This window comes from uncultured Campylobacter sp. (assembly GCF_938039245.1).
Lineage (GTDB): Bacteria > Campylobacterota > Campylobacteria > Campylobacterales > Campylobacteraceae > Campylobacter_A.
The window spans coordinates 1-20,751 of the sequence record NZ_CALHVN010000058.1 but is presented as its reverse complement, the minus strand read 5'-3'; the positions used below and the strand labels follow the sequence as shown (position 1 = coordinate 20,751).

Annotated in this window: 21 protein-coding genes; 11 read left to right on the top strand and 10 right to left on the bottom strand. The window is 47.5% G+C overall.

Going from position 1 to position 20,751, the window contains the following annotated elements; translation table 11 throughout:
* Positions 1 to 292: 292 nt before the first annotated feature.
* A complete protein-coding gene (locus tag Q0218_RS10135; RefSeq protein ID WP_297969235.1) occupies positions 293 to 1,471 on the bottom strand; it encodes a NifS family cysteine desulfurase in 1,179 nt (392 codons plus the stop codon).
* A 427-nt stretch (positions 1,472 to 1,898) separates the two neighbouring features.
* Between Q0218_RS10135 and Q0218_RS10130 the strand changes: the two genes are divergently transcribed.
* A complete protein-coding gene (locus Q0218_RS10130; RefSeq protein WP_297969233.1) occupies positions 1,899 to 2,999 on the top strand; it encodes a hypothetical protein in 1,101 nt (366 codons plus the stop codon).
* Positions 3,000 to 3,222: 223 nt separating this feature from the next.
* On the opposite strand, the gene Q0218_RS10125 is transcribed toward Q0218_RS10130, so the two are convergent.
* The 7 genes from Q0218_RS10125 to folE all read right to left on the bottom strand — a co-directional run bounded on the left by Q0218_RS10125 (position 3,223) and on the right by folE (position 8,318).
* Positions 3,223 to 3,837: a hypothetical protein gene (locus Q0218_RS10125; RefSeq protein WP_297969231.1), complete on the bottom strand. Its 615-nt coding sequence runs from the start codon at positions 3,835 to 3,837 to the stop codon at positions 3,223 to 3,225.
* Positions 3,838 to 4,086: 249 nt separating this feature from the next.
* Positions 4,087 to 4,734 carry a hypothetical protein gene (locus Q0218_RS10120; protein WP_297969229.1) on the bottom strand — a complete coding sequence of 216 codons (648 nt, stop codon included), beginning with the start codon at positions 4,732 to 4,734 and terminating at the stop codon, positions 4,087 to 4,089.
* Positions 4,731 to 5,105 carry a hypothetical protein gene (locus Q0218_RS10115; RefSeq protein ID WP_297969227.1) on the bottom strand — a complete coding sequence of 125 codons (375 nt, stop codon included), beginning with the start codon at positions 5,103 to 5,105 and terminating at the stop codon, positions 4,731 to 4,733. Before Q0218_RS10115 ends, Q0218_RS10120 begins: the two co-directional genes overlap by 4 nt.
* A 178-nt stretch (positions 5,106 to 5,283) precedes the next feature.
* Positions 5,284 to 6,003, bottom strand: coding sequence for a WG repeat-containing protein (locus tag Q0218_RS10110; RefSeq protein ID WP_297969225.1), 720 nt, complete (start codon positions 6,001 to 6,003; stop codon positions 5,284 to 5,286).
* Positions 6,004 to 6,071: 68 nt separating this feature from the next.
* Positions 6,072 to 6,386: a hypothetical protein gene (locus Q0218_RS10105; protein ID WP_297969223.1), complete on the bottom strand. Its 315-nt coding sequence runs from the start codon at positions 6,384 to 6,386 to the stop codon at positions 6,072 to 6,074.
* 25 nt (positions 6,387 to 6,411) lie between these two features.
* Positions 6,412 to 7,716, bottom strand: coding sequence for a flagellar protein export ATPase FliI (fliI, locus tag Q0218_RS10100; protein WP_297969221.1), 1,305 nt, complete (start codon positions 7,714 to 7,716; stop codon positions 6,412 to 6,414).
* On the bottom strand, positions 7,716 to 8,318 hold the full coding sequence (gene folE, locus Q0218_RS10095; protein WP_297969219.1) for a GTP cyclohydrolase I FolE: 603 nt from the start codon (positions 8,316 to 8,318) through the stop codon (positions 7,716 to 7,718). Before folE ends, fliI begins: the two co-directional genes overlap by 1 nt.
* A 140-nt stretch (positions 8,319 to 8,458) precedes the next feature.
* Between folE and tig the strand changes: the two genes are divergently transcribed.
* From tig to purN, 7 genes are read left to right on the top strand one after another with little or no spacing between them, the layout of a single operon-like run.
* Positions 8,459 to 9,784 (top strand): trigger factor, encoded by a 1,326-nt coding sequence (tig, locus tag Q0218_RS10090; protein ID WP_297969217.1) that lies wholly within the window; start codon positions 8,459 to 8,461, stop codon positions 9,782 to 9,784.
* Entirely contained in the window at positions 9,784 to 10,374 is a 591-nt protein-coding gene (clpP, locus tag Q0218_RS10085; RefSeq protein WP_002949394.1) for an ATP-dependent Clp endopeptidase proteolytic subunit ClpP, read from the top strand. Before tig ends, clpP begins: the two co-directional genes overlap by 1 nt.
* Before the next feature lie 10 nt (positions 10,375 to 10,384).
* Complete coding sequence (locus Q0218_RS10080) at positions 10,385 to 11,449, top strand: diguanylate cyclase (RefSeq protein WP_297969215.1); 1,065 nt, start codon at positions 10,385 to 10,387, stop codon at positions 11,447 to 11,449.
* Positions 11,446 to 11,958 (top strand): peptide deformylase, encoded by a 513-nt coding sequence (def, locus tag Q0218_RS10075; protein WP_297969213.1) that lies wholly within the window; start codon positions 11,446 to 11,448, stop codon positions 11,956 to 11,958. The genes Q0218_RS10080 and def overlap by 4 nt, the downstream gene beginning before the upstream one ends.
* The gene (locus Q0218_RS10070; protein WP_297969211.1) at positions 11,955 to 13,475 is read left to right on the top strand and encodes a YifB family Mg chelatase-like AAA ATPase; all 1,521 of its coding nucleotides are present in this window, start codon (positions 11,955 to 11,957) and stop codon (positions 13,473 to 13,475) included. The genes def and Q0218_RS10070 overlap by 4 nt, the downstream gene beginning before the upstream one ends.
* Positions 13,472 to 14,893 (top strand): NAD(P)H-hydrate dehydratase, encoded by a 1,422-nt coding sequence (locus Q0218_RS10065; RefSeq protein ID WP_297969209.1) that lies wholly within the window; start codon positions 13,472 to 13,474, stop codon positions 14,891 to 14,893. The genes Q0218_RS10070 and Q0218_RS10065 overlap by 4 nt, the downstream gene beginning before the upstream one ends.
* Positions 14,875 to 15,456 carry a phosphoribosylglycinamide formyltransferase gene (gene purN / locus Q0218_RS10060; protein WP_297969207.1) on the top strand — a complete coding sequence of 194 codons (582 nt, stop codon included), beginning with the start codon at positions 14,875 to 14,877 and terminating at the stop codon, positions 15,454 to 15,456. Before Q0218_RS10065 ends, purN begins: the two co-directional genes overlap by 19 nt.
* 1,126 nt (positions 15,457 to 16,582) lie before the next feature.
* Here the strand turns inward: purN and prfA are convergent.
* Together prfA and rpsT are read right to left on the bottom strand one after the other, a co-directional pair.
* Positions 16,583 to 17,650 (bottom strand): peptide chain release factor 1, encoded by a 1,068-nt coding sequence (gene prfA / locus Q0218_RS10055; protein WP_297969206.1) that lies wholly within the window; start codon positions 17,648 to 17,650, stop codon positions 16,583 to 16,585.
* 11 nt (positions 17,651 to 17,661) lie between these two features.
* On the bottom strand, positions 17,662 to 17,928 hold the full coding sequence (gene rpsT / locus Q0218_RS10050; RefSeq protein ID WP_002949506.1) for a 30S ribosomal protein S20: 267 nt from the start codon (positions 17,926 to 17,928) through the stop codon (positions 17,662 to 17,664).
* Positions 17,929 to 18,293: 365 nt separating this feature from the next.
* Here rpsT and glmM point away from each other — a divergent pair, with 365 nt between their 5' ends.
* The 3 genes from glmM to Q0218_RS10035 are packed head-to-tail and all read left to right on the top strand — an operon-like array spanning position 18,294 to position 20,512.
* Positions 18,294 to 19,637 carry a phosphoglucosamine mutase gene (gene glmM, locus Q0218_RS10045; RefSeq protein WP_297969205.1) on the top strand — a complete coding sequence of 448 codons (1,344 nt, stop codon included), beginning with the start codon at positions 18,294 to 18,296 and terminating at the stop codon, positions 19,635 to 19,637.
* Entirely contained in the window at positions 19,630 to 20,160 is a 531-nt protein-coding gene (locus Q0218_RS10040) for a signal peptidase II (RefSeq protein WP_297969203.1), read from the top strand. Before glmM ends, Q0218_RS10040 begins: the two co-directional genes overlap by 8 nt.
* Positions 20,150 to 20,512 carry an NINE protein gene (locus Q0218_RS10035; RefSeq protein ID WP_297969201.1) on the top strand — a complete coding sequence of 121 codons (363 nt, stop codon included), beginning with the start codon at positions 20,150 to 20,152 and terminating at the stop codon, positions 20,510 to 20,512. Before Q0218_RS10040 ends, Q0218_RS10035 begins: the two co-directional genes overlap by 11 nt.
* The last annotated feature ends 239 nt before the right edge of the window (positions 20,513 to 20,751 follow it).

Sequence of the window (20,751 nt, the reverse complement as noted above, 5' to 3'; positions counted from 1 at the left end):
AGCTTGCAAAAATATCGCTGCGGCAACCTATTTGGTTAGCCTTGCTCATTTTTGCTTCACAACATTCAAATCCATTTCGCGATACTGCCGCCCGCTTCCTTTTAAATTTAACTCAAATTTGGGCTTTTAAAAACCCAAATTTGAACCAAATTTATGAAATTTAAATTGTTAAGGCAAAGTATTTTGAGATGATTTTTGGGGTTGCGCAGGTAAAATTTAGCGTAGGCTGGACAAGTAGTCCGCCGAGCTAAATTTTAGCAAGCTCCGCAAAAAGCACTCAAAAGACAAGCCGTTACTTGCCGTTAGGGTTATAGGCGTACGTGCTTGAAATAGCTCGCAACCTCACCACTGCCTTTTTGATATGCTCTATCGCATAGTCGATCTCTTCTTCGGTATTAAACCTCGATAGCGACAGCCTTAGTGCCGTATGTGCCAGATCGCTGCTAGCACCGATGGCTTCCATTATCGGGTTGCTCTCTAGCGTCTCAGATGCACACGCCGAGCCCGTAGACGCGGCGATACCGGCCTGATTTAGATCCCACAGCATCGCCTCGCCTTCGACGCCTTTTACGGCGGCTAGTATGGTGTTTGGCAGCCTGTGAGCGCGGTCTCCCACGACCGATATATCAGGGATTTGCAGCAGCGCATCTTCGAGCTTATCGCGCAGGCGCCTTACGTGCAAATTTTCAAACTCGATTAGCTTGTTGCTGTTTTCCAGAGCTTGCGCCATGCCCACGATACCAGCGACGTCAAGCGTCCCGCTGCGTCTACCGCCCATGTGTTCGCCGCCGTGAAGCAAGCTCGTTAGCTTTTGCGAGTCCTTGATATACAGACCGCCTACGCCTTTTGGTCCGTGAAATTTATGCGCAGAAAAGCTCATAAAGTCCATGCCCATCTCGCGCACGTTTATCTTGATCTTGCCGACGGTTTGCGTCGCGTCGGTGTGAAATAGCGCGCCGTGCTCGTGAGCGATCTGTGCGCACTCTTTGATCGGGAAAATCGTGCCAGTTTCGTTATTTGCCCACATGATGCTAACTAGCGCGGTTTTATCGTCGATGAGCTTTCTTAGATCGTTTGGATCGAGCAGACCGTTTTCGTTTACGGGTACGTAACTCACGCGCACGCCGTATTTCTTGAGCGACTCAAACGTCGCCGCGATCGCCGGATGCTCGACGGCGCTGATTACGACGTGATCCTTTTCTTTATTTAATATATGATCGAAAAAAACGCCCTTAGCCACCCAGTTGTTGCTCTCGGTGGCGCAGCTTGTTACCACGATATCGTCGTTATCGCTTGCGTTTATGCCTGCGTATAGCTGATCCATCGCGCGGCGAAGCGCGGGGTGCGTCTCGGAGCCAAATCTATGAAGCGAGTTTGGGTTGCCGTATTTTTCGCAGAAAAACGGCCTCATAAGCTCGAAAGCTTCGGGATCGACCATTGTCGTGGCATTGTTGTCTAGATATACTCTCACGCTTGACCTTTATCAATTAGGATATATTTTATCCCTTTTATTTTCGCGAGGATAATATAACAAATTTTATAAATTTTTGATTAAAATTTTAGCTTAGTTTTTTCAAATTTAGCCGGTTTTTGATAGAGTTTATATATTGAAATTCCTTATCAAATGAGCAAAACGTCGGTCTTTCAGTCAAATTTGATATAAAAAGATAAAATATATCCTAAACTTAGTTTGATTTCTTAAGGTTTTAGAAAATTTAAAAATTAAAATTTTTGCATTTTGGATGAAAATCGGCAAAATAAATCCAAATTTGACGCGGCGCAAAGGCAAATTTGAAGTTAAAATTTGTGGTTTTTCAGGCGAAATGGTATAAAATTTAGATATGAAAGCTTTTAAAAGAATTTTAAAAATTATTGCTTGGGTTATAGGCGGCGCTTGCGTGGTTTTTGTGCTACTTGTATATTTAATCCTAACCTCGCTTTTTTCGGTCGATACGCCCGAGGGTTGCGATCCTAGTATGCCCACTAGCGCATGCGATTATATCAATGAAAAATTTGAAAAAGAGCTGCAAGGCTTACCTCCCGTCGCCGCTTTGTCGCCCTTAGACAAAAAGCCCGTGTTTTGGCTAGGCAAAGGCGATTTTGCGAAGGGCGCGGAGTTTGATTACCTATATATCAAGGACGAATTCGGAGTTTGGCTTAGATACAAAGATGACGATCGCGACGACTTTTTGCTGCAGAAAGACATGCCTGGGCTCTACTACGGATACGACGAGATTGATCGCTCGCCGGATGAGATGTGGGTAAGAAGAGAACTTAAATATTATGAATATGGCATCTACGATATTTCGCTTTTTGAAAACGAAGCCAAGATATTTTCTCAAACTGCATATAAAGTTGTCAGAAAATTTATCGGTTTCTTTAATCTACACTCTATGAGAGGCACCTCTTTTGCAGTTCCGCAAGGTACAAAGGAAAATTTAAATGCCATAAGCGAGCTTCAAACTCCGCTTGCAGATTTTCCGCAAAAACCGAACTACTCTGCGCTTGGTTGGGCTGATAAACCAGAAGCCAAAGGCTATGTCGGAGATGAAATAGCTAAAAAGCTCGCTCGCAATGTCTTTGAGATAGAGGGCGAAGGCTGGCGACAGACCATCCGTATAAACAGTCGCGCCAAAGATATAAAGGTAATCTGCGGAGATGAAATTTGCCTCGCGCTTGCCTTTGATGAGAGCGAATTTAACCGCTGCGATAACGATACGCCTCATACGGCAATTTATACGCTAAATTTAAAGCAAAAATTTAGCGATTTTTCGACGCTTACTAGTAGGAATTTTAACTACGTCAAGCTTGGCGATAAATACGCTTTAGACGACGTAAAATCTTTTAAAATAGTTTTATCTAGATTCAGATATATCGAGGGGTATAACAAAGGTCGCGAAATTACGGACTACGAGGTTATCTTACGAAATAGCGAGGGTGAGCAGGTCAATGAAATTTGCAGAAATGAAACCCAGAAACTTGACAACCGCACGCAGTAAATCAAAACTCGCGCCGCAGACTTGAGACAAAGGCAGTGAAATCTCGGCGCACAAAACCCGCGCCTTTAAGATGTAAATTTAGCGGCGATCCGGGATAAATCGTATCCTTGCTCGGTAAATTTAATGCAAGACAAACACGAAAGCCGCCGCCAAATTTAAACCGGTTGAAGGTTTCTGGCGTCGTAAAATTTAACCGTCCAAGGTGCATTCGCGATATCGGTGCCTAGTTTCGCCCTATAAAATACTCACGCATCGCGGCGTAGTCTGATTTTGAGATGAAATAAATATTTATAACGCCAGTCTCGCTAAACAGGGCAAGGTTGCAAAAGTAGCTTAAATTTACGTCTTTGTCAAAGGCCCTGAGCACGCATCTAGTGATAAAAATCAGCGTATAAAAAGCAAATGCGACCAAGACGAACATAAATGGAATCGCTACCGCGGAAAGCGGATTTTTCGGTATCGCTCCTAAAATTTGATAGGGCGATTTTCGCATTTGGGCGATATCTGCCAAATTTATCGTTACTCCTCTTTTGGTTTGGAAAATTTTATCCTCGTAAAGGTAAACGAGCGAGGGATTTTTGAGTTTTTTGATTAGGTCGGCGGCGGCTAAAATATTCATAAAAATACCGGCTATAAACATCGAAGCAAACTTAGGGTCTCTCATCGCCTCTGCCCTAAAAACCTCCCAAAATGAGCCGCTTTGCCAGTCCACTATGCCGCTAAAAAATATCAGAAATATCATAGAAAGGTTAATACCGAGCAAGAAGGCGCAGCCAAGCGCGATGCGGTAAAAATCATCCTGTAAAACCAGCGGATTTTCGTCATAATTTCTGCTCAAATTTTCTCCACCACCCCGCTTGCTTGCGCAAAAATAGCTAATTTACCGGCAAGCCTCACGCCCTAAATTTAGCCTTTAAAACCAGAGCGCGCATCTTAAAATGGTTGCGATTTCGTCCGCTTTTTGCAAAACAAGCTAAACTCTTGCGCCGATTTTTTTGCGGGCGCTTGCCTAGTTTTAGCAAGGCTTTGCCGCTAAATTTAACCTCAAATCAAAGCCGCCCTCACCGCAGCAAAACGCCACAAAGGGCTATTTAAAAACAAAGTCCGCAATGCCGGCAAAACCGCTTAAAACCTTGCGCGCATCCTCGCTGCCTAGACCGGCGGCTCGTTCTACGAGTTCGTCGCTTTTTTGCTCGTCCGCGCTCACGCCTACGCCAAGGCCGTAGCAAACGCCCAGCATAAACGTCCCGTCCGCTCCGCCTAGACGCGCGGCGTTAGCAAAGTCCGCAGCAGCAGCCTTTGGGTCATAAAGCTTGCCTCTGCGCGGATCTAGCCTAACCATGCCGCGGCGATAATACCCATCCGCCGCACGCTCGCTGCCAAGCGCCTCCTGCCGCTCCAAAGCCTCGCCGATATAGCCTAGCGCGCGCGAATAATCGCTCATCCGCAAAAACAAATAGCCCAAATTTAGCGCTGCTTGGGGTTCGCCGCCGCTTGCGGAGAGCTTGTAATAGCGCACCGCTCGAACGTAGTCCCCGTAAATCGTCTCGTAAACGTAGCCCGCCTCTAGCTGCGCCTGCGCGTCCGCGCCTTCTGCGGCTTGCAGAGCAATTTCTAGCGCGGCGCCGTAGTTTTGTTCGTTAAAAAGCCTTAGATACTCGCTTTTAACGGCGTCAAAAAGCTCGCCCGAGGCGAGATTTACCGCAAGTATCGTTAGCCAAAGCGCAAGCCTCACCTCTCGTCCTTTAGCGGGCTAAACAGATCCGCAAACATCGGCTCGTAGTTAGCTACGGGCGCGCCCCCTATCTCGTCGTAGCCGGTTATGACGCCGTCCTCGTCGGTGACGAAAAACGCCGCGTTTAGTTTGCTAGGCGCCACCTCATCGCAAGTCCTCCCCGGCTCGCCGCTTTTTGCGCTATTTTGCAAATAATAAACCTTAGATCCGTCCTCTCGCATGCAAACGTCGGCAAAATCCGCGCGGTCTACGAGGGTTAGGATATGTTGCCCTTTTAGTTGCGCTAGATGCGGATTTGCGTAGTTTTTACCGCTCGCGCAGCCGCTAAGTATTAGCGCGCTTGCAAGCGCGGCTTTCATTAAATTTCGCATTCTCTTTCCGTTTTATTTGTTTTTTGTTAAATTCGTGAACTCTCGTGCAAATCCGCCCTAAATTTACTTAAAATAGCCGTTTCGCCTATCGTTTAGGCATTTAGTCGCTGCGCGGATTTAAATTTACCGCCCCGCAAAATCTCGCCGCGCGGCAATTTCATCCTTTGCGCTATTTGGCTCAATCTTCTATCTCAAAGTAGTAAGAAATGGGCAAAATTCGGCCCTTTTTGTCGATAAACACGTGTTTGTAGTCTACGCTAGCGGCCGTCGCGTCGCCCTCAAAAACGTATATGTCGTCAAATTTCGGTTCTATGGCGACCTTGCCGTCTACGTCTAGGCAACCGCTTTTTCTATTTATGCTGAAATTTAACATTCCGCCGTAAAACTCGTCAAATATATAGTCGAATTTTTGCGGCTCAAGGATAAATTTACCGCTTTTATCTATAACGCCCCACAGCTCGCCGACCCTCACTACGGCGCGGTCTTCTTTAAAGTGATTTACTTCGTTAAAACGCGGCTCTATCGCGAAATTTCCGCTTTTGTCTATGAAACCCCATTTGCCGCCTGATTTTACGGCCGCCAGCCCTTCGCTAAAGAGCGACGCTGATTCAAATTTAGGCTCTATAACGATGTTTGCGCCCTTGTTCACAAAGCCGTAGAGTCCGTTAAATTTTACGGGCGCCAAGCCTTCCGTAAAAGTTACCGGGCGGCCCAAATTTAGCTTTGAAACGGTAGCGCCGCTTTTGTCTATCACGCTCCATTTGTCGGCAATACGCACCGAGGCTAGCCCCTCGGAAAAATACGTTGCCTCGTCGTAGCGCGGAGGAATGATAGTTTTGCCGTTTTTATCCACGTAGCCGTATTTCATCCTGCCGTATTTCATCTCGCCTACAATCATCGCGCCGTCTCCAAAAGCTATACCCGTATAGTCAAATTTGGGTTCTACTATGATCCTGCACGTTTTGTCTATGAAGCCGAATTTACCGTTTTTGACGATGGCTGCCAGCCCCTCGGTAAAGCTGGTTGTAAAGCCAAACGCACGGCGAATCTGCCGTTTTCGTCCATAAAAAAGGTCTGTTCGCCTATAAAAACCACACAAAGACCGTCGGAAAAGCTTCCCGTGACCATAAAATTTTTACCTACGGCTTTTATGTTGCCGTCTTTATCCACGGCATTGCCGTCCGCAAAAACCAGCCCGTAGTCCGCTAGCTCGCCCTGCCCGATTATCTTAGCTTCAAGGCCGAGCAAGCCTAGAAGCAGCACAGCTAAAATTTTTTTCATTTTTGCCTTTTTTGCAAATTTGGGGCTAATTTATCCCGCCCAGCAGCTCTTGCGTCTGCTCGAAGCTAAAGCCCTCTTCGGCGTCTTGTTTTAGGAAGTTATCTATAAATTCTTTTTTCGAGATGGCAAGATCTAGCTCTTTGTCGCTGCCTTTTTGATACGCGCCGATACGTAGCAGGACTTCGTTTTCTTTGAGGAGCGAGTAGAGGCGCTTTAGCTTGGCGGCGTTTGCTCTGTGCTCTTTGCTCGCGATGTCGCTCATCACGCGCGAGGCGGAGTTTAATATGTTTATGGGCGGGTAGATGCCAAAGTCCGTCATCTCGCGGCTAAGCACGATGTGGCCGTCTAGGATCGAGCGGCTCTGGTCGGCTATCGGATCGCTCATGTCGTCGCCGTCTACAAGCACCGTGAAAAAGGCCGTTATGCTGCCCTTGCCCTCCTCTTTGCCCGCGCGCTCCATCAGCTGAGGCAGTAGGGTGAGCACGGAGGGCGGATAGCCCTTGGACGTCGGCGGTTCGCCTAACGCCAGCCCGATCTCTCGCTGCGCCATCGCAAACCTCGTCACGCTATCCATGATGAAAAGTACGTCTTTGCCTTGGTTTTTAAAGTATTCAGCCACGCTCATCGCGCAAAACGCGCCGTATTTTCGCATCAGCGGGCTATCGTCGCTAGTGGCTACGATGACGACGGTTCCGCTTAGATCGCCGCGTAAATTTTTCTCTATAAATTCCGGCACCTCGCGGCCGCGCTCGCCGATGAGCGCGACTACTTTGATCGGTGCTTGCGAGTTTTTTACTATCATGCCCATGAGTGTACTTTTACCTACGCCAGAGCCCGCGAAAATGCCAAGTTTTTGGCCTTTGCCGCAGGTTAGCAGTCCGTCTATGCTTTTAACCCCGACGCTAAAAATTTCATCTATCAGCCCGCGTTTCATCGCATCGATCGGAGCGCGCATTATCGGAGCGTACTCGGTGGCGGCGATCGCGCCTTTGCCGTCTTTTGGATTCATAAACGGATCCACCACGCGCCCTAAAAGAGCGTCGCCGACGGGGATTTTCATGCCTTGGTCGCTTTGATAGACGAAGTCGCCGATTTTGTAGCCTTCTACAAAGCCAAAAGGCGAGATGAGCGCGGTATTTTGCCGCACCTCGGTCACCATCGCTAGTCCGCTTTTGCTTCTATCTTTAGCGCAAATTTGCACGATGTCGCCGATGCTAGGGCGAAGGCCCGAGATCTCTATCGTCGTAGCAGAAATTCGCTCGATCACGCCAAAGACGCTAGAGAGAGATAAATTTGCGCCCAGTTTTGATTTTAAGCTATCTAAACCCACTAAAATCTCACTTCTTTGTGCGAATTTATAAGGGAGAAAAACTCGCGCCTAGTCTCGCTACTATTTAAAAAACATCCTCGCAGCGCCGATGTTGTCGTGGTCGAGTTGATCTTACCCACGCCTCGCATCTCCACGCACATGTGGCGCGCCTCGATGACGACGCCCACGCCTTTTGGCTTGATGACCTCTTGCACGGCCTGCGCGATCTGCTCTGTAAGCTGCTCTTGGATCTGCAGACGGCGGGCGAAGATATTTACCATGCGCGGGATTTTGCTAAGGCCCACGACCTTATGGTTTGGGATATAGGCTACGTGCACGCGCCCGAAAAACGGCAGCAAATGATGCTCGCAAAGGCTATAAAATTCGATATCGCGCACGAGCACCATTTCGTTATTTGAGCTATCAAACAGCGCGTCGTTTAGCACGACTTTGGGGTCTTGCCAGTAGCCGCTCGTTAAAAACTCGTAAGCTTTAAAAACGCGCTCGGGAGTTTTAGCTAGCCCCTCTCTGTGCGGGTCTTCGCCGACTAGATTTAGCATCTGCTCGACGCAGCTTTCAAACTTTTCTTTTTTTAAATCCTCATTTTCTAAATTTTTTTGCATTTGCGTTCCTGATTCATTTCGCCTGTGTAAATTTGATAAACGATTTTACTTAAATTCGCCTTTCGCGCGCTTAAATTTATACTATGAATAAGGAAAATTTTGCTACACTCTAGGAAATTTTTATTTTTTAAAGGAATTTAATGCAAATCAAAACCAAGGCGATCGACGCCGTAAATGCTTCGCTAAGTGCGAAAATACCGAGTGCGGACGTAAAAGCCAAACTCGAAAACGCCGCTAAAAAAGCTGCGAAAAATATGAAAATAGACGGATTTAGAGCGGGCAAAGTGCCTGTGAACGTAGTACTAAAACGTTACGAAAAAGAGCTAACCGCCGATGCCGAGCAAGACGCGCTAAAAGACGCGATCGACGCAGGTCTAAAAGAGCTAAATAGAAAATTTGAAGAGGTTATCGGCGAGCCGATCGTCACGAAATTCGACAGGGGCGAGAACGAGATCGACGCAGAGATCGAAATCTCGTTTAAACCCGTCATAAACATCGACGGCTACGAGGAGCTGATAGAGAGCGTCAGCGCGCCGCGCGTAACGAAAAAAGAGATCGACGAGAGAAAAAACGAAATTTTAAAAATGATGGCTCCGCTAGAAAAAGTGGAAAAAGCCGCGCTTGAAAAGGGCGATTTTGCCAAATTTGACTTTGAGGGCTTTGTAGACGGCGCTGCGTTTGAGGGCGGCAAAGCCGAAAACTACCTGCTAGAAATCGGCTCGGGACAGTTTATACCGGGCTTTGAGGACGGCATGATCGGGCTAAAAGTCGGTGAAGAGCGCGACGTGAAGGTTAAATTTCCGGCCGAGTACGGCGCTGCGCACCTTGCGGGCAAAGACGCGACGTTTAAAGTAAAGCTACACGAAATCCAAGGTAAAAAAGTGCCTGAAGAGATCGACGAAGAGATGCTAAAACGCATCATGCCGGGCGAGGAAAAAGTAAGCGTCGAGCTGTTTGAAGAGAGACTAAAAGAGCAGATCAAGGCCGACAAGCACGCTAAAAACGTAAACGAGGAGCTAAAGCCTAAATTTGCCGACGCGATCGTGGCTAAATTTAACTTCGACGTGCCAAAAAACATCGTAGAGCGAGAGATGGATATGCAGTTCCGCGGCGCTTGGAGTAGCTTTACGCCTGAGCAGATGGCTAAATTTAGAGAGGATAAAGACGCTCTAACTAAACAGCGCGAGACATACCGCGACGACGCCGTAAAAAGCGTGAAGCTAACGTTTATAATAGACGAGCTAGCACGCCGCAGAGATATCAAAGTAAGCGATCAAGAGCTGATCCAAGCGGTGTATTTTGAGGCGTACCGCTCGGGTGTAGATCCGAAACAGCACCTTGAAAACTACAAAAATCAAGGAATCTTACCTGCGATCAAAATGTCGATGATCGAGGAGAAGCTATTTAACGAGATGTTCGCGCTAAAGAGCGAGAAAAACGATAAAAAAGAGAAAAAGGCGGAGTAATGAGCTACTACATCCCCTACGTCATCGAGCGCACGAGCAAGGGCGAGAGAAGCTACGACATCTACTCGCGCCTGCTAAAAGACCGCATAATAATGCTTAGTGGCGAGATCGAGGACGGCATGGCGTCTGCGATCGTGGCTCAGATGCTGTTTTTAGAGGCCGAAGATCCAGACAAAGACATATATCTATATATAAATAGCCCCGGCGGCGTGATAACGAGCGGATTTAGCATTTACGATACGATGAACTACATCAAGCCCGACGTCTGCACGATCTGCATAGGTCAGGCGGCGTCTATGGGCGCGTTTTTGCTTAGTTGCGGCGCGCAGGGTAAGCGTTATGCGTTGCCAAATTCGCGCATCATGATCCACCAGCCTTTAGGCGGCGCGCGCGGACAGGCGACGGATATAGAGATCCAGGCGAAGGAAATCTTGCGTATGAAAGAAATTTTAAACGCGATCCTAGCTAAAAATACGGGTCAAAAACTAGCTAAAATCCAAAAAGACACCGACAGAGACTTTTTCATGAGTTCTGCGGAGGCTAAAGAATACGGACTGATAGATAAGGTTTTAGAAAAAAGCTTTAAATAAAGAGTAAATTTTGCTAAAGATAGACGACAAAAAAAGCGAAAAACAGCTCCCGCAAAGCGCACAAAATCCTGGACGCGTCGGCGCGGGAAAGGACGAGGATAACGGCGGCGATATGGGTATTTACGGATTTTCCGAGGCTATCATAAAAGAGCTAGCTGAGGAAAATATCCCCTCGATACCCAAAAATTATTCAATATTTTTTGAAAAAATACTCGAAAAGCAACCGGACGACTTCAAAAAAAAAGTCGGAGAAATCATCAAAATAGAAGATGAAATCGGCAGGCTAGAAGACGATAGACAAATCAGCATCGAACGCGAGGTAAAAAATAGCTTTATACAGATAAAAAGCATGTTGCAAGCCGTCGCACTCATTTATAAAAATCTATCCGTACTAAAAGCCGTCGTTAAAAAACGCCTAGACAGCCTCGATCCAAACGGAAATTTACTGGCTAATCAAAGCGTCTTTAACGCATTTAGCGATGATCTAGCCAAGCTAAATACGCTGATGGATAAGCATATCGAGGTCATAAAAACCAGCTACGATGAGGTCGGCAAAGTTTTTAAGATAGTAGAAGAACAGTCCGTCTATGATCCTAAATTTGATATCTATAACCGAAAATTTTTCCTAAAGACGCTGGATATGGAGGTCGGTAATATCCAAAAATACGGCTATAAATCCTCGCTAATGCTAATCAAGCCAAAAGAAACTTCACTGCAAGACATCGGCTCAAAAGGCAAACATGCAGTGCTAAAAAACATCTCGCGTATGCTACTTCGCACCTCAAGGCGCAGCGATATTTTGGCGCATTACGGCGACGGGTGCTTTGCGATGCTGATGCGCCATACCGATATCGTCGGCGCGCAAAAGGCGTGCGAACGTATAACGGAGATGTTTTACGGCACTTCTTTTATGCTAAACGACGAAAAGATCGATTTTGATATGGAGGTGGTAGCCTGCGCTCTAGGGGGGCAAAAGACCGTCGAGGAGCTGCTTTCTAGCGCGCTTGATGCGCTAAAAGACACCGGTAAAGACGGTAAACGCTACCTTATCCTACCCGGCGAGGGCGGCAAATGATACTAGAAATCCTAACCTATCCGAACAAAAAACTCTTCGTCAAATCGCTTGAAGTTAAAGTTTTTGACGACGAGTTGCATAAATTTTTAGACGACATGTATGAGACCATGATCGCTAAAAACGGCATCGGACTAGCCGCCATCCAGACGGGCGAGGCTAAGCGGGTTTTGATCGTAAATTTAGTAGACGAAGAGAGTAAAGAACAGCGCAAAGAGGATCTGCTAGAAATCATAAATCCCAAAATTTTACGCAAAGAAGGCGAGATAATCTACCAAGAAGGCTGCCTTAGCGTGCCTGGATACTACGAGGACGTAAAAAGAGCCGAGTTTATAACGCTAGAGTATCAAGACCGCTTCGGACAGCGCCGAGAGCTCGAGACTGAAGGGCTTTTGTCGGTCGCGATCCAGCACGAGATGGATCATCTAGACGGACACCTTTTTATCGAGCGCATCGGCTACAACAAACGCAAAAAATTCGACAAAGAGTATAAAAAGCAAAAAAACGCATGAAAGCCCTAAAATGCGCCACTTATAACGACGAATTGCAGCTTGTGGAAGTCGAGTCCAGTTTTAACCGCGGTTTGCCCGCGCTAAATATCGTAGGGCTTGCTGGTGCTTCGATCAAAGAGAGCGCCGAACGCGTAAAATCAGCGCTTTTATCGTTAAATTTTTCTTTCCCCGCGCAAAAAATCATCATAAATTTATCTCCGTCCGATATGCCAAAATCAGGCAGCCACTTCGATCTACCCATCGCGCTTTTAATCGCCTTGCAAAAAGAGCGCGACTTCGAGCCTGTTTTTGTATTCGGCGAGTTGGGGCTTGACGGCGGCGTCAAAAGCACGGCGAGCCTTTTTTCTATCTTGCTTTTTTTGAGCGCCAAAGCACCCGGTTCTCGCGTACTGATACCGCAAGAGATAGCGCAAAAAGCGGGCGCGATACCGAATTTAGAAATTTACGCCGTTTCAAATTTAGCCGAGGCGATCAAATTTTTCCTCGAGCCAGAGTTTGCCGCCTCGCGCAGGGTAGGCAGCGTTCATCCGCTTTTTTCAAATTTGATCAAAATCGGCGAAAAGAGCTTCGTAAAAAATCAAAATTTCGAGCTAAATTTTAGCGACGTAAAAGGCCAAAGCAGAGCAAAAAGAGCCTGTCTGGTGGCTGCTTGCGGTATGCACAACGTTATCTTTGAGGGCAGCCCCGGATGCGGCAAGAGCATGAGCGCCAAGCGCCTGCGCTACATTTTGCCGCCGCAAAGCTTGGATGAGATCTTGCTTAGCTGCGCTTATAATTCGTTAAATCAGCAGGAGAGCGAATTTTCTGCCCTGCGCGCCTTTCGTTCGCCTCATCACACGAGCACGCGCAGCTCTATTTTCGGCGGCGGATCGAGCTCGGCTAGGATCGGCGAGGTCGGGCTAGCTAACGGCGGGATTTTATTTTTCGACGAGCTTCCGCACTTTGCGCCGCAAATTTTAGAGAGTCTGCGCGAGCCGCTGGAGGACTACAAAATCAACATCTCGCGCGTAAATTCAAAAATCACGTATGAGACTAAATTTATGTTTGTAGCCGCGATGAACCCTTGCCCTTGCGGCAATTTACTTTCCAAAAATCTAGAGTGTAAATGCTCGGAGCTCGAGATCAAGCGCTATAAATCGCGTATCTCTGCACCCGTTCTTGACCGCATCGACCTTCATGTACAGATGGATGAAGTGAGCGCCAATGATAGAAGCGACGTCACGAGTGAATCGATGCAAGATACAGTGCTGCGCGTGTTTGAGACGCAAATCTCGCGCGCTCAAAGCGAGTTAAACGGCAAGCTTAGCGACGAAGAGATTGCTAAATTTTGCGTTTGCGACGACGAGGCGAGCGGCGTGCTAGATCATGCGACGCAGAGATTTTTACTCAGTCGCCGCGCCATAAACAAAACCCTAAAAGTCGCCCGCACTATCGCCGACATCGAGGGCTCGCGTATCATCAAAAAGCCGCACATTTTAGAGGCTTTGAGCTACCGAGTGAAGCAGGAGGGCGCATGAAAAAGCTATTTTGGGATACGGCGGAGCTTGACGCTAGAGCCGTGAGCGAGTTTGGGCTGAGTACTGAAGTGCTGATGCAAAATGCCGCTAGCGCGTTAGCTCGCGCCGTGCGAAGTAAGTTTAAAAAATCATCGACCAAACGCCGTAAAATTTTAGGCGTTATCGGCAGCGGAAACAACGGAGCAGACGTGCTCGCAGCGCTTCGGCTTTTGGGCGATAAATTTGATTGTTTCGCATTTTTAGCCGGCGACAAACAAAACGAAATCTCAAAAACCGAGCTAACTAGAGCGCTAAAATGCGGCGTAAATTTGATCTCAAATTTGACGCAAAGCGACGAATTTGACTGCATCATCGACGGGATTTTCGGAACCGGACTTAGCCGCGAGCTAGACGAGCGGATGATAAATTTGATAAATCTGCTAAACGCAAAACCCGCCTATAAGCTCGCCTGCGACATCCCGAGCGGACTCGATAAAAACGGAGTTTCGCAAGGCGCGGTCTTTAAGGCCGATACGACCGTGACGATGGGTGCGTTAAAGCTAGCGCTTTATAGCGACTTCGCAAAGGATTTCGTAGGGCACGTAAAGGTCGCAAATTTGGGTCTTTCGCGCGAGCTTTATGAGGCGGGGACGAGCTTTTATAAGCTTGGAAAAGGCGATTTAAATTTGCCGTTTCGCGCAAAGCAAAACGCTAACAAAGGCGACTTTGGACACGTGTTTGTCGTGAGCGGCCAAAAGGGCGGAGCGGCGCGCATAGCGGGACTTGCCGCGCTAACTATCGGCGCGGGACTTGTTAGCGTCGTGGGCGAAAATTTAAACATTGAACCCGTTTTAATGCAAAGCGCGCGCATAACGCCCAAAATGCGAGTCGGAGCCGTCGGTATGGGGCTTGGCGAGCTTGATGAGACGCAAAAAGACGAGCTTTTTAGCGAGCTAAAAACAAAAGACGCGCTCGTTGTCGACGCCGATCTTTGCTACGAGCCGCGTACGCTTGAGCTTTTAAATAGCATAAATGTCGTGATAACGCCGCATCCAAAGGAGTTTGCGAGCTTACTAGAGCTTGCGAATCTAGGCAAATTTGACGCCGGCGCAGTGCAAAGAAATCGCTTCAAACTCGCTCAAGTTTTTAGCCGAAATTTTAAATGCGTGCTTGTGTTAAAGGGCGCAAATACGCTAATCGCGCAAGGCGGCGAGGTCTACGTCATGACGCACGGCAGCGCCGCGCTAGCAAAAGGCGGCAGCGGAGACGCGCTAAGCGGTATCGTCGCGGGACTGCTCGCACAGGGCTACGATCCGCTAAACGCCGCGATCTCGGGCACGTTAGCTCACGCGTTAGCCGCTCGCAAAACCAAAATCAACGACTACGCGCTCACGGCCGCGGACGTCATCAAAGGACTCAAATGCTTACAAAAAAAATAGCCGTTTTATTTAGCGGCGGCGGCTCGAATTTGGAGGCGATTTTGCAGAGGCTGCACGGCAAAGTTTTTGGCGAAACCAGGATCGAAGTCGCGCTAACGCTAACGAATAAAGCTAACGCAGGCGGCATAGCAAAAGCCGCAAAATACGGCCTGCAAAGCGTCGTAATCGAGCATGTTAATTTTACCTCTAGAGAGGAATTCGACGCCGCAGTCGTAGCGCAAATAAAGCGCGCTAACGTCGATCTAACGGTGCTTGCAGGCTTTATGCGCATCCTTACGCCCGTTTTTACGAGGCAGATTCGTGCGATAAATTTGCACCCGTCGCTGCTGCCGCTTTTTAAGGGCGCGCACGCGATAAAGGAGAGCTTTGATAGCGATATGAAGGTGGGCGGAGTGAGCGTGCACTGGGTCAGCGAGGAGCTAGACGGCGGCAAGATCATCGCTCAGCACGCGTTTGAAAAGAGCGCGGGAATGAGCTTTGAAGCTTACGAGGCTAAAATCCACGAGATAGAGCATGAAATTTTGCCCGAAACTATCGTACGAATTTTAACCGGTAAAATTTAGCCCGCGTTTTGCCGTAGCAAAGGTGACTGCGTTACCAATTTAGTAGGACTACAAAGGTCGGCACTTTACCCGCAAGCTGGTGCTGCGCCGCAAAGCTTTGAGCTAGCGTAAGCGGTCTCGGAAATTGCAACTGAGCTGCAAATGCGCGTTTTATGCGCCAAAGCCTGTAAGGCCTTAGGAGATTTTGTAAGCAGTTCAGCAAATGCCGCTTAAACAGGCAAATACAAAGCACTCGTTTGTTCGCAAAGCTTAATTAATGTAAGCCAAAGAAGCAAAATCGCATTAAATTTATAACAAAAAAAGACTTAAAAGATAAAACGCCTCAGCCTAAACCTTTGCAAAAATAGACCCGCGTAAGCGCCAAATTTGTCCCTTGAGCGCCGCCAATAAAGCAAGGCAAGCATGTAAGACGTTATTTCGCGTAAGCGTAGAGATGAAAGTTTTCAAACATCCGCGCCCCGTGCGAGTCGGCAAAGGCAAAAGCCATCAAGCGCCTATAAAGCTAATAAAAAATCGCGCAAAGATAGATAAAATCGGCAAATTTAACGCCTAGGCGCTAAAGTAGGACGAGACGGTCCTAGCGCAAGAAACTACGCCTAAAGCGGAAGCTAATCTAACTAATCGCAAGCGATAAATTCGGTGGGCGATGTTAAATTTAATGCGGTACCGACGTAAGCTATAAGCTTGCAAAGTCTGCGGCTCTTATGCGTGAGCGCAGAGTCTTAAACGAAGTTACGACAAAAGGATGGCTTCGTAGCTAAATAATTTTATAAATTTGCTTTTATCTCGGTACTTTTTATATATCTTGATTTGAGCTGCCAAGCCGAAAAATCTTAATGTAATAATGTAAATTTGCACTGGGTTTAAATTTGTCTAAAAGAGCAAGAAAATATTTCTGAATTTAGCAAACGAAAACTGGCGCGAACTCTTTATACTAAATTAATCCGCAAAACAAACGCCACGGCCGCCTAAAAGATCGCGATTTATTTGTCAAAACGGTTTACGGTTTTATAAAATTTAACGGCAGTAGCGCAAAGTAAAAATCAAAACACGAATTTAATGAAAACGTTCTAGAACACAACCGCTCGCAGAGTAAAATTTAAAATTACGTAAAATTTATAGCAGCTTAAATTTCGGCGTCCGAGATCGCTTCGGCTTGATAATGCGCAATCAGCGGCTCGATGATTTCGTCGAAAAGCCCTGCCGCCATTATCGCGTCGAGGCGATAAAGCGTCAAATTTATGCGATGGTCGCTGATGCGGTTTTGCGGGAAGTTGTAGGTACGGATACGTCCCGAGCGGTCGCCAGTGCCGACTTGGCTTTTGCGCTCGCTGGTCTCTTTAGCCAGGCGCTCTTCTTCTTGTATCTCGTAAAGGCGCGCTTTTAGTACCTTCATCGCGGCTTCTTTGTTTTTGTGCTGGCTTTTGCCGTCCTGGTTCGTGACGACGATGCCTGTGGGGATGTGAGTGATTCGCACCGCAGAGTCGGTCGTATTTACCGACTGTCCGCCGTGGCCCGAGCTGCGCATAACGTCGATGCGAAGGTCGTTTGGATTTATCTCGATCTCGCTATCTTCGACCTCGGGCATGATAGCGACGGTGACGGCCGAGGTATGCACGCGGCCTTGGCTTTCGGTCTCGGGCACGCGCTGGACACGGTGGGTGCCGCCCTCAAATTTGAGCCTCGAGTATGCCCCCTTGCCCTTTATCAGCAAGATAATCTCTTTAAAGCCGCCCGTGTTGCCCTCGCTTTGGCTCACGATCTCAAATTTATACCCGCGAAGTTCGGCGTATCTCGCGTAGGCGTTAAACAAATCGCCCGCAAAAAGCGCCGCTTCGTCTCCGCCGGTACCCGCGCGGATCTCTAAAAATACGTTTTTATCGTCATTTGGATCTTTTGGAAGGAGTAAAATTTTAATCTCTTCTTCGAGATTTTCTTTTTGGGATTCGAGATTTTTGAGTTCGTCTTTGGCTAGTTCGCCAAGCTCGGCGTCATCGAGCAGAGCCTTGTTCTCCTCGATGTTTGAGAGAGTTTGCAGATATGACTTTGCAGCCGAGGCGATATCTTCTAAATTTGATTGCTCTTTTGAGAGCTTGGTCATATTTGCGATATCGTTTGTGATAGACGGATCGCTAAGCAGACGAGAGAGCTCGTCGTAGCGATCCAAAAAAGGCTGCAGTTTGTCGGCTAACATTAAAATTTAGATTAAGCAGATAGTTTGTTTACGAGTTTTGCGAGACGTCCTACGCGGCGAGAAGCTGTTTGTTTTTTCAAAAAGCCCTTGCTAACGAAGCTGTGGAAATCTTTGTTTGCCACTTTAAACGCGTTTAGCGCGGCTTCTTTATCGCCTGCCTCAACGGCTACGCGCACGGCTTTAGTGATATTTTTAAGCCTAGTGCGGTAAAATCTGTTTCTTTCAGTCCTTTTGATAGTCTGTCTAGCTCTTTTTTCAGAAGATTTATGGTTTGCCATAATGTCCCTTTTTTCATAATTTTAGTCCGTGATTATATAAAAACCAGTTTTAAAATTCGCTTAATTTAAGTAAAATTTAAAGCGAGGAAATTTACAACTTAAATTTGGATATTTTTTGATAAAATAGGTCGAAAATTTAATGAATTTATGGAATTTGGCGGGCAAATTTTATCTTACCATAAATTTAAAGGCGCAGTGTTTGGCGCCCAAAAAGTTGATAAGGCTTTATATCTTGAGATAGATTTAAAAGTTGCGACGCAAAAATAAAGCGGAGCGGACTGGTCGTCCGTGAGCATTTATTTTTGCTAGCCCTTTTAAATATACTCAAGAGATAAGGCCGTAGAAATTTTAAAAAAGGAAAGATAATGAAACTATTCGGTACCGACGGCGTCCGCGGCAAAGCCGGCGAAAAACTATCCGCCGCAACATCCATGCGCCTTGCTATGGCTGCAGGGATATATTTTAGACAGTTTGCGTCGCATACAAATACTATTTTACTAGGCAAAGACACGCGCAAAAGCGGCTACATGATCGAGACCGCCATCGTCGCGGGGCTCACGGCCGTAGGCTACAACGTCCGTCAGATCGGCCCGATGCCTACTCCTGCGATCGCGTTTCTCACTGAAGATATGCGCTGCGACGCGGGCATCATGATCAGCGCCTCGCACAACCCGTACTACGATAACGGCATCAAATTTTTTGATAGCGAAGGCAATAAACTGGGCGAAGAGGCCGAAGCGCAGATGGAAAAGATTTATTTTGACGACGCGCTCATAGAAAGATCGCAAAAACAGATGCTAGAAATCGGCGCCGCAAAGCGCATTGACGACGTCATCGGCCGCTATATCGTGCAGATCAAAAACTCATTTCCTAAAAACCTAAGCCTACACGGACTGCGCGTGGTTTTAGACGTCGCAAACGGCGCGGCGTATAAGGTAGCTCCGACTATCTTTAGCGAGCTTGGCGCCGAAACCATCGTCATCAACGACGAGCCAAACGGCAGCAACATAAACCTAAACTGCGGCGCGCTCTATCCGCAAAATTTAGCCTCCGAGGTCGTGCGATTAAGAGCGGATTTAGGCTTTGCGTTTGACGGCGACGCCGATAGACTCGTAGTCGTCGACGAGTGCGGCGAGGTGGCAAACGGCGATAGTTTGCTAGGCGTCATGGCGGCATTTTTGCAAGAAAACAAAGCCCTAAAAGGCGGCGCGGTCGTGGCTACCGTGATGAGCAATGCAGCGCTTGAAGACTATCTAAAATCCCACAAAATCAAGCTTCTACGCGCAAATGTCGGCGACAAATACGTGCTTGAAAAGATGAAAGAAAACGGCACGAATTTCGGCGGCGAACAAAGCGGTCACATCATCTTTAGCGACTACGCAAAGACGGGCGACGGACTCGTGGCGGCGCTGCAGTTTGCGGCGCTAGTGCTAAAAAAAGGCAAAAAAGCGAGCGAAATTTTAAGCGAGATAAAACCGTATCCGCAAATTTTGCTAAATTTAAAGATAACCGAGAAAAAGCCGCTTGAAAGCATCGCCGGACTAAAAGAGCTTGAAGCAAGCCTCGCAAAAGAGGGCATCCGCTCGCTATTTCGCTACTCGGGCACCGAAAACCTCATCAGGCTTTTGATCGAAGGCAAGTGTGCCGACGCGCTAAAAACCCGCATGGACGAGGTCGAAAAATTTTTCCTAAAAGCTCTAAATGGCTAAAATTTTAGGCGTTTTTTTCGCGGCGTTTTTTGTCGTTTTCGCACTCGATCAGGCGGTCAAGCAGATATTTTTGGGCGGTTTTTCGTGGCAGGGCGAGTACTTTTCGCTAGTGCTTGCATACAACCGAGGCGTGGCATTTTCGATGTTCGCGTTTCTGGGAGAATGGCTCAAATTTATCCAGCTGGCGTTGATTGCGGTCGTTTGCGGCTATCTGCTTTGGCGGCTAAAGCGCAAATTTGATGCGCGGGCCGCGACGAAAACGGAGCTAAATTTGAGCGCAAACGGCAAAAAAAAGGAAATCTTAGAGGAGCACGCACTAGGAGCGGGTATAATCCTGGGCGCTGGCAGCTCAAATTTGCTCGACCGCTTCGTTCACGGCGGCGTCGTGGACTACGTCTACTGGCACAAGTGGTTTGAGTTTGCGATCTTTAACCTCGCAGACGTTATGATCGACGTCGGAGTCGTGCTCATACTCTGGCAGAGCTTCGCCGCAGGGCGAAAAGGGGCTAAAAATGGGCGATAACGTTTATATAGCCTACGCGCTTTGGCTGCTTACGGGCTGGTTTGGCGGGCATAGATTTTATCTGGGCAAATTCGTGAGCGGCTTTGCGATGATGGCGCTGTTTTTCATCGGATATAGCCTAGCTTGGGCGATCGTGGGCTACGTATTTTGGGCGCTTTGGGGCGTATGGTGGCTCTTTGACCTGCGCTTAACCGGCGCGACGGTCGAGAAAAATCAGAAAAAAGAAGCGCTAAAAGACAAGTTGCGTGCGCAAGACCTCGAGGAGCGGCTTAGACGCCTCTACGAGCTGTACGAGAGCGGCGCGATAAGCAAAGAGGAATTTGGGGCGAGGAAGGAAATTTTGCTAGGATAAAGGTCGGTTAAATTTGTTGAAATTTTTAAAATTGCTTCAAATTTAGCTTTTTTGGAGTTTTGACAAAATTTAAATCTACTGCCTAAAATAGAACCCTGAGCCCAAATTTTTAAAACCCAAACGCTCAAAACAGTTACCTACCGAATTTCGGCTTTGCTATCGCTTAGCACGAAATTTGGAGGCAGTCTGCCGGTAGTTGTAAGCGTAGCGGAGCAAAAAGCCTTTCGCTTGCTGCGTTT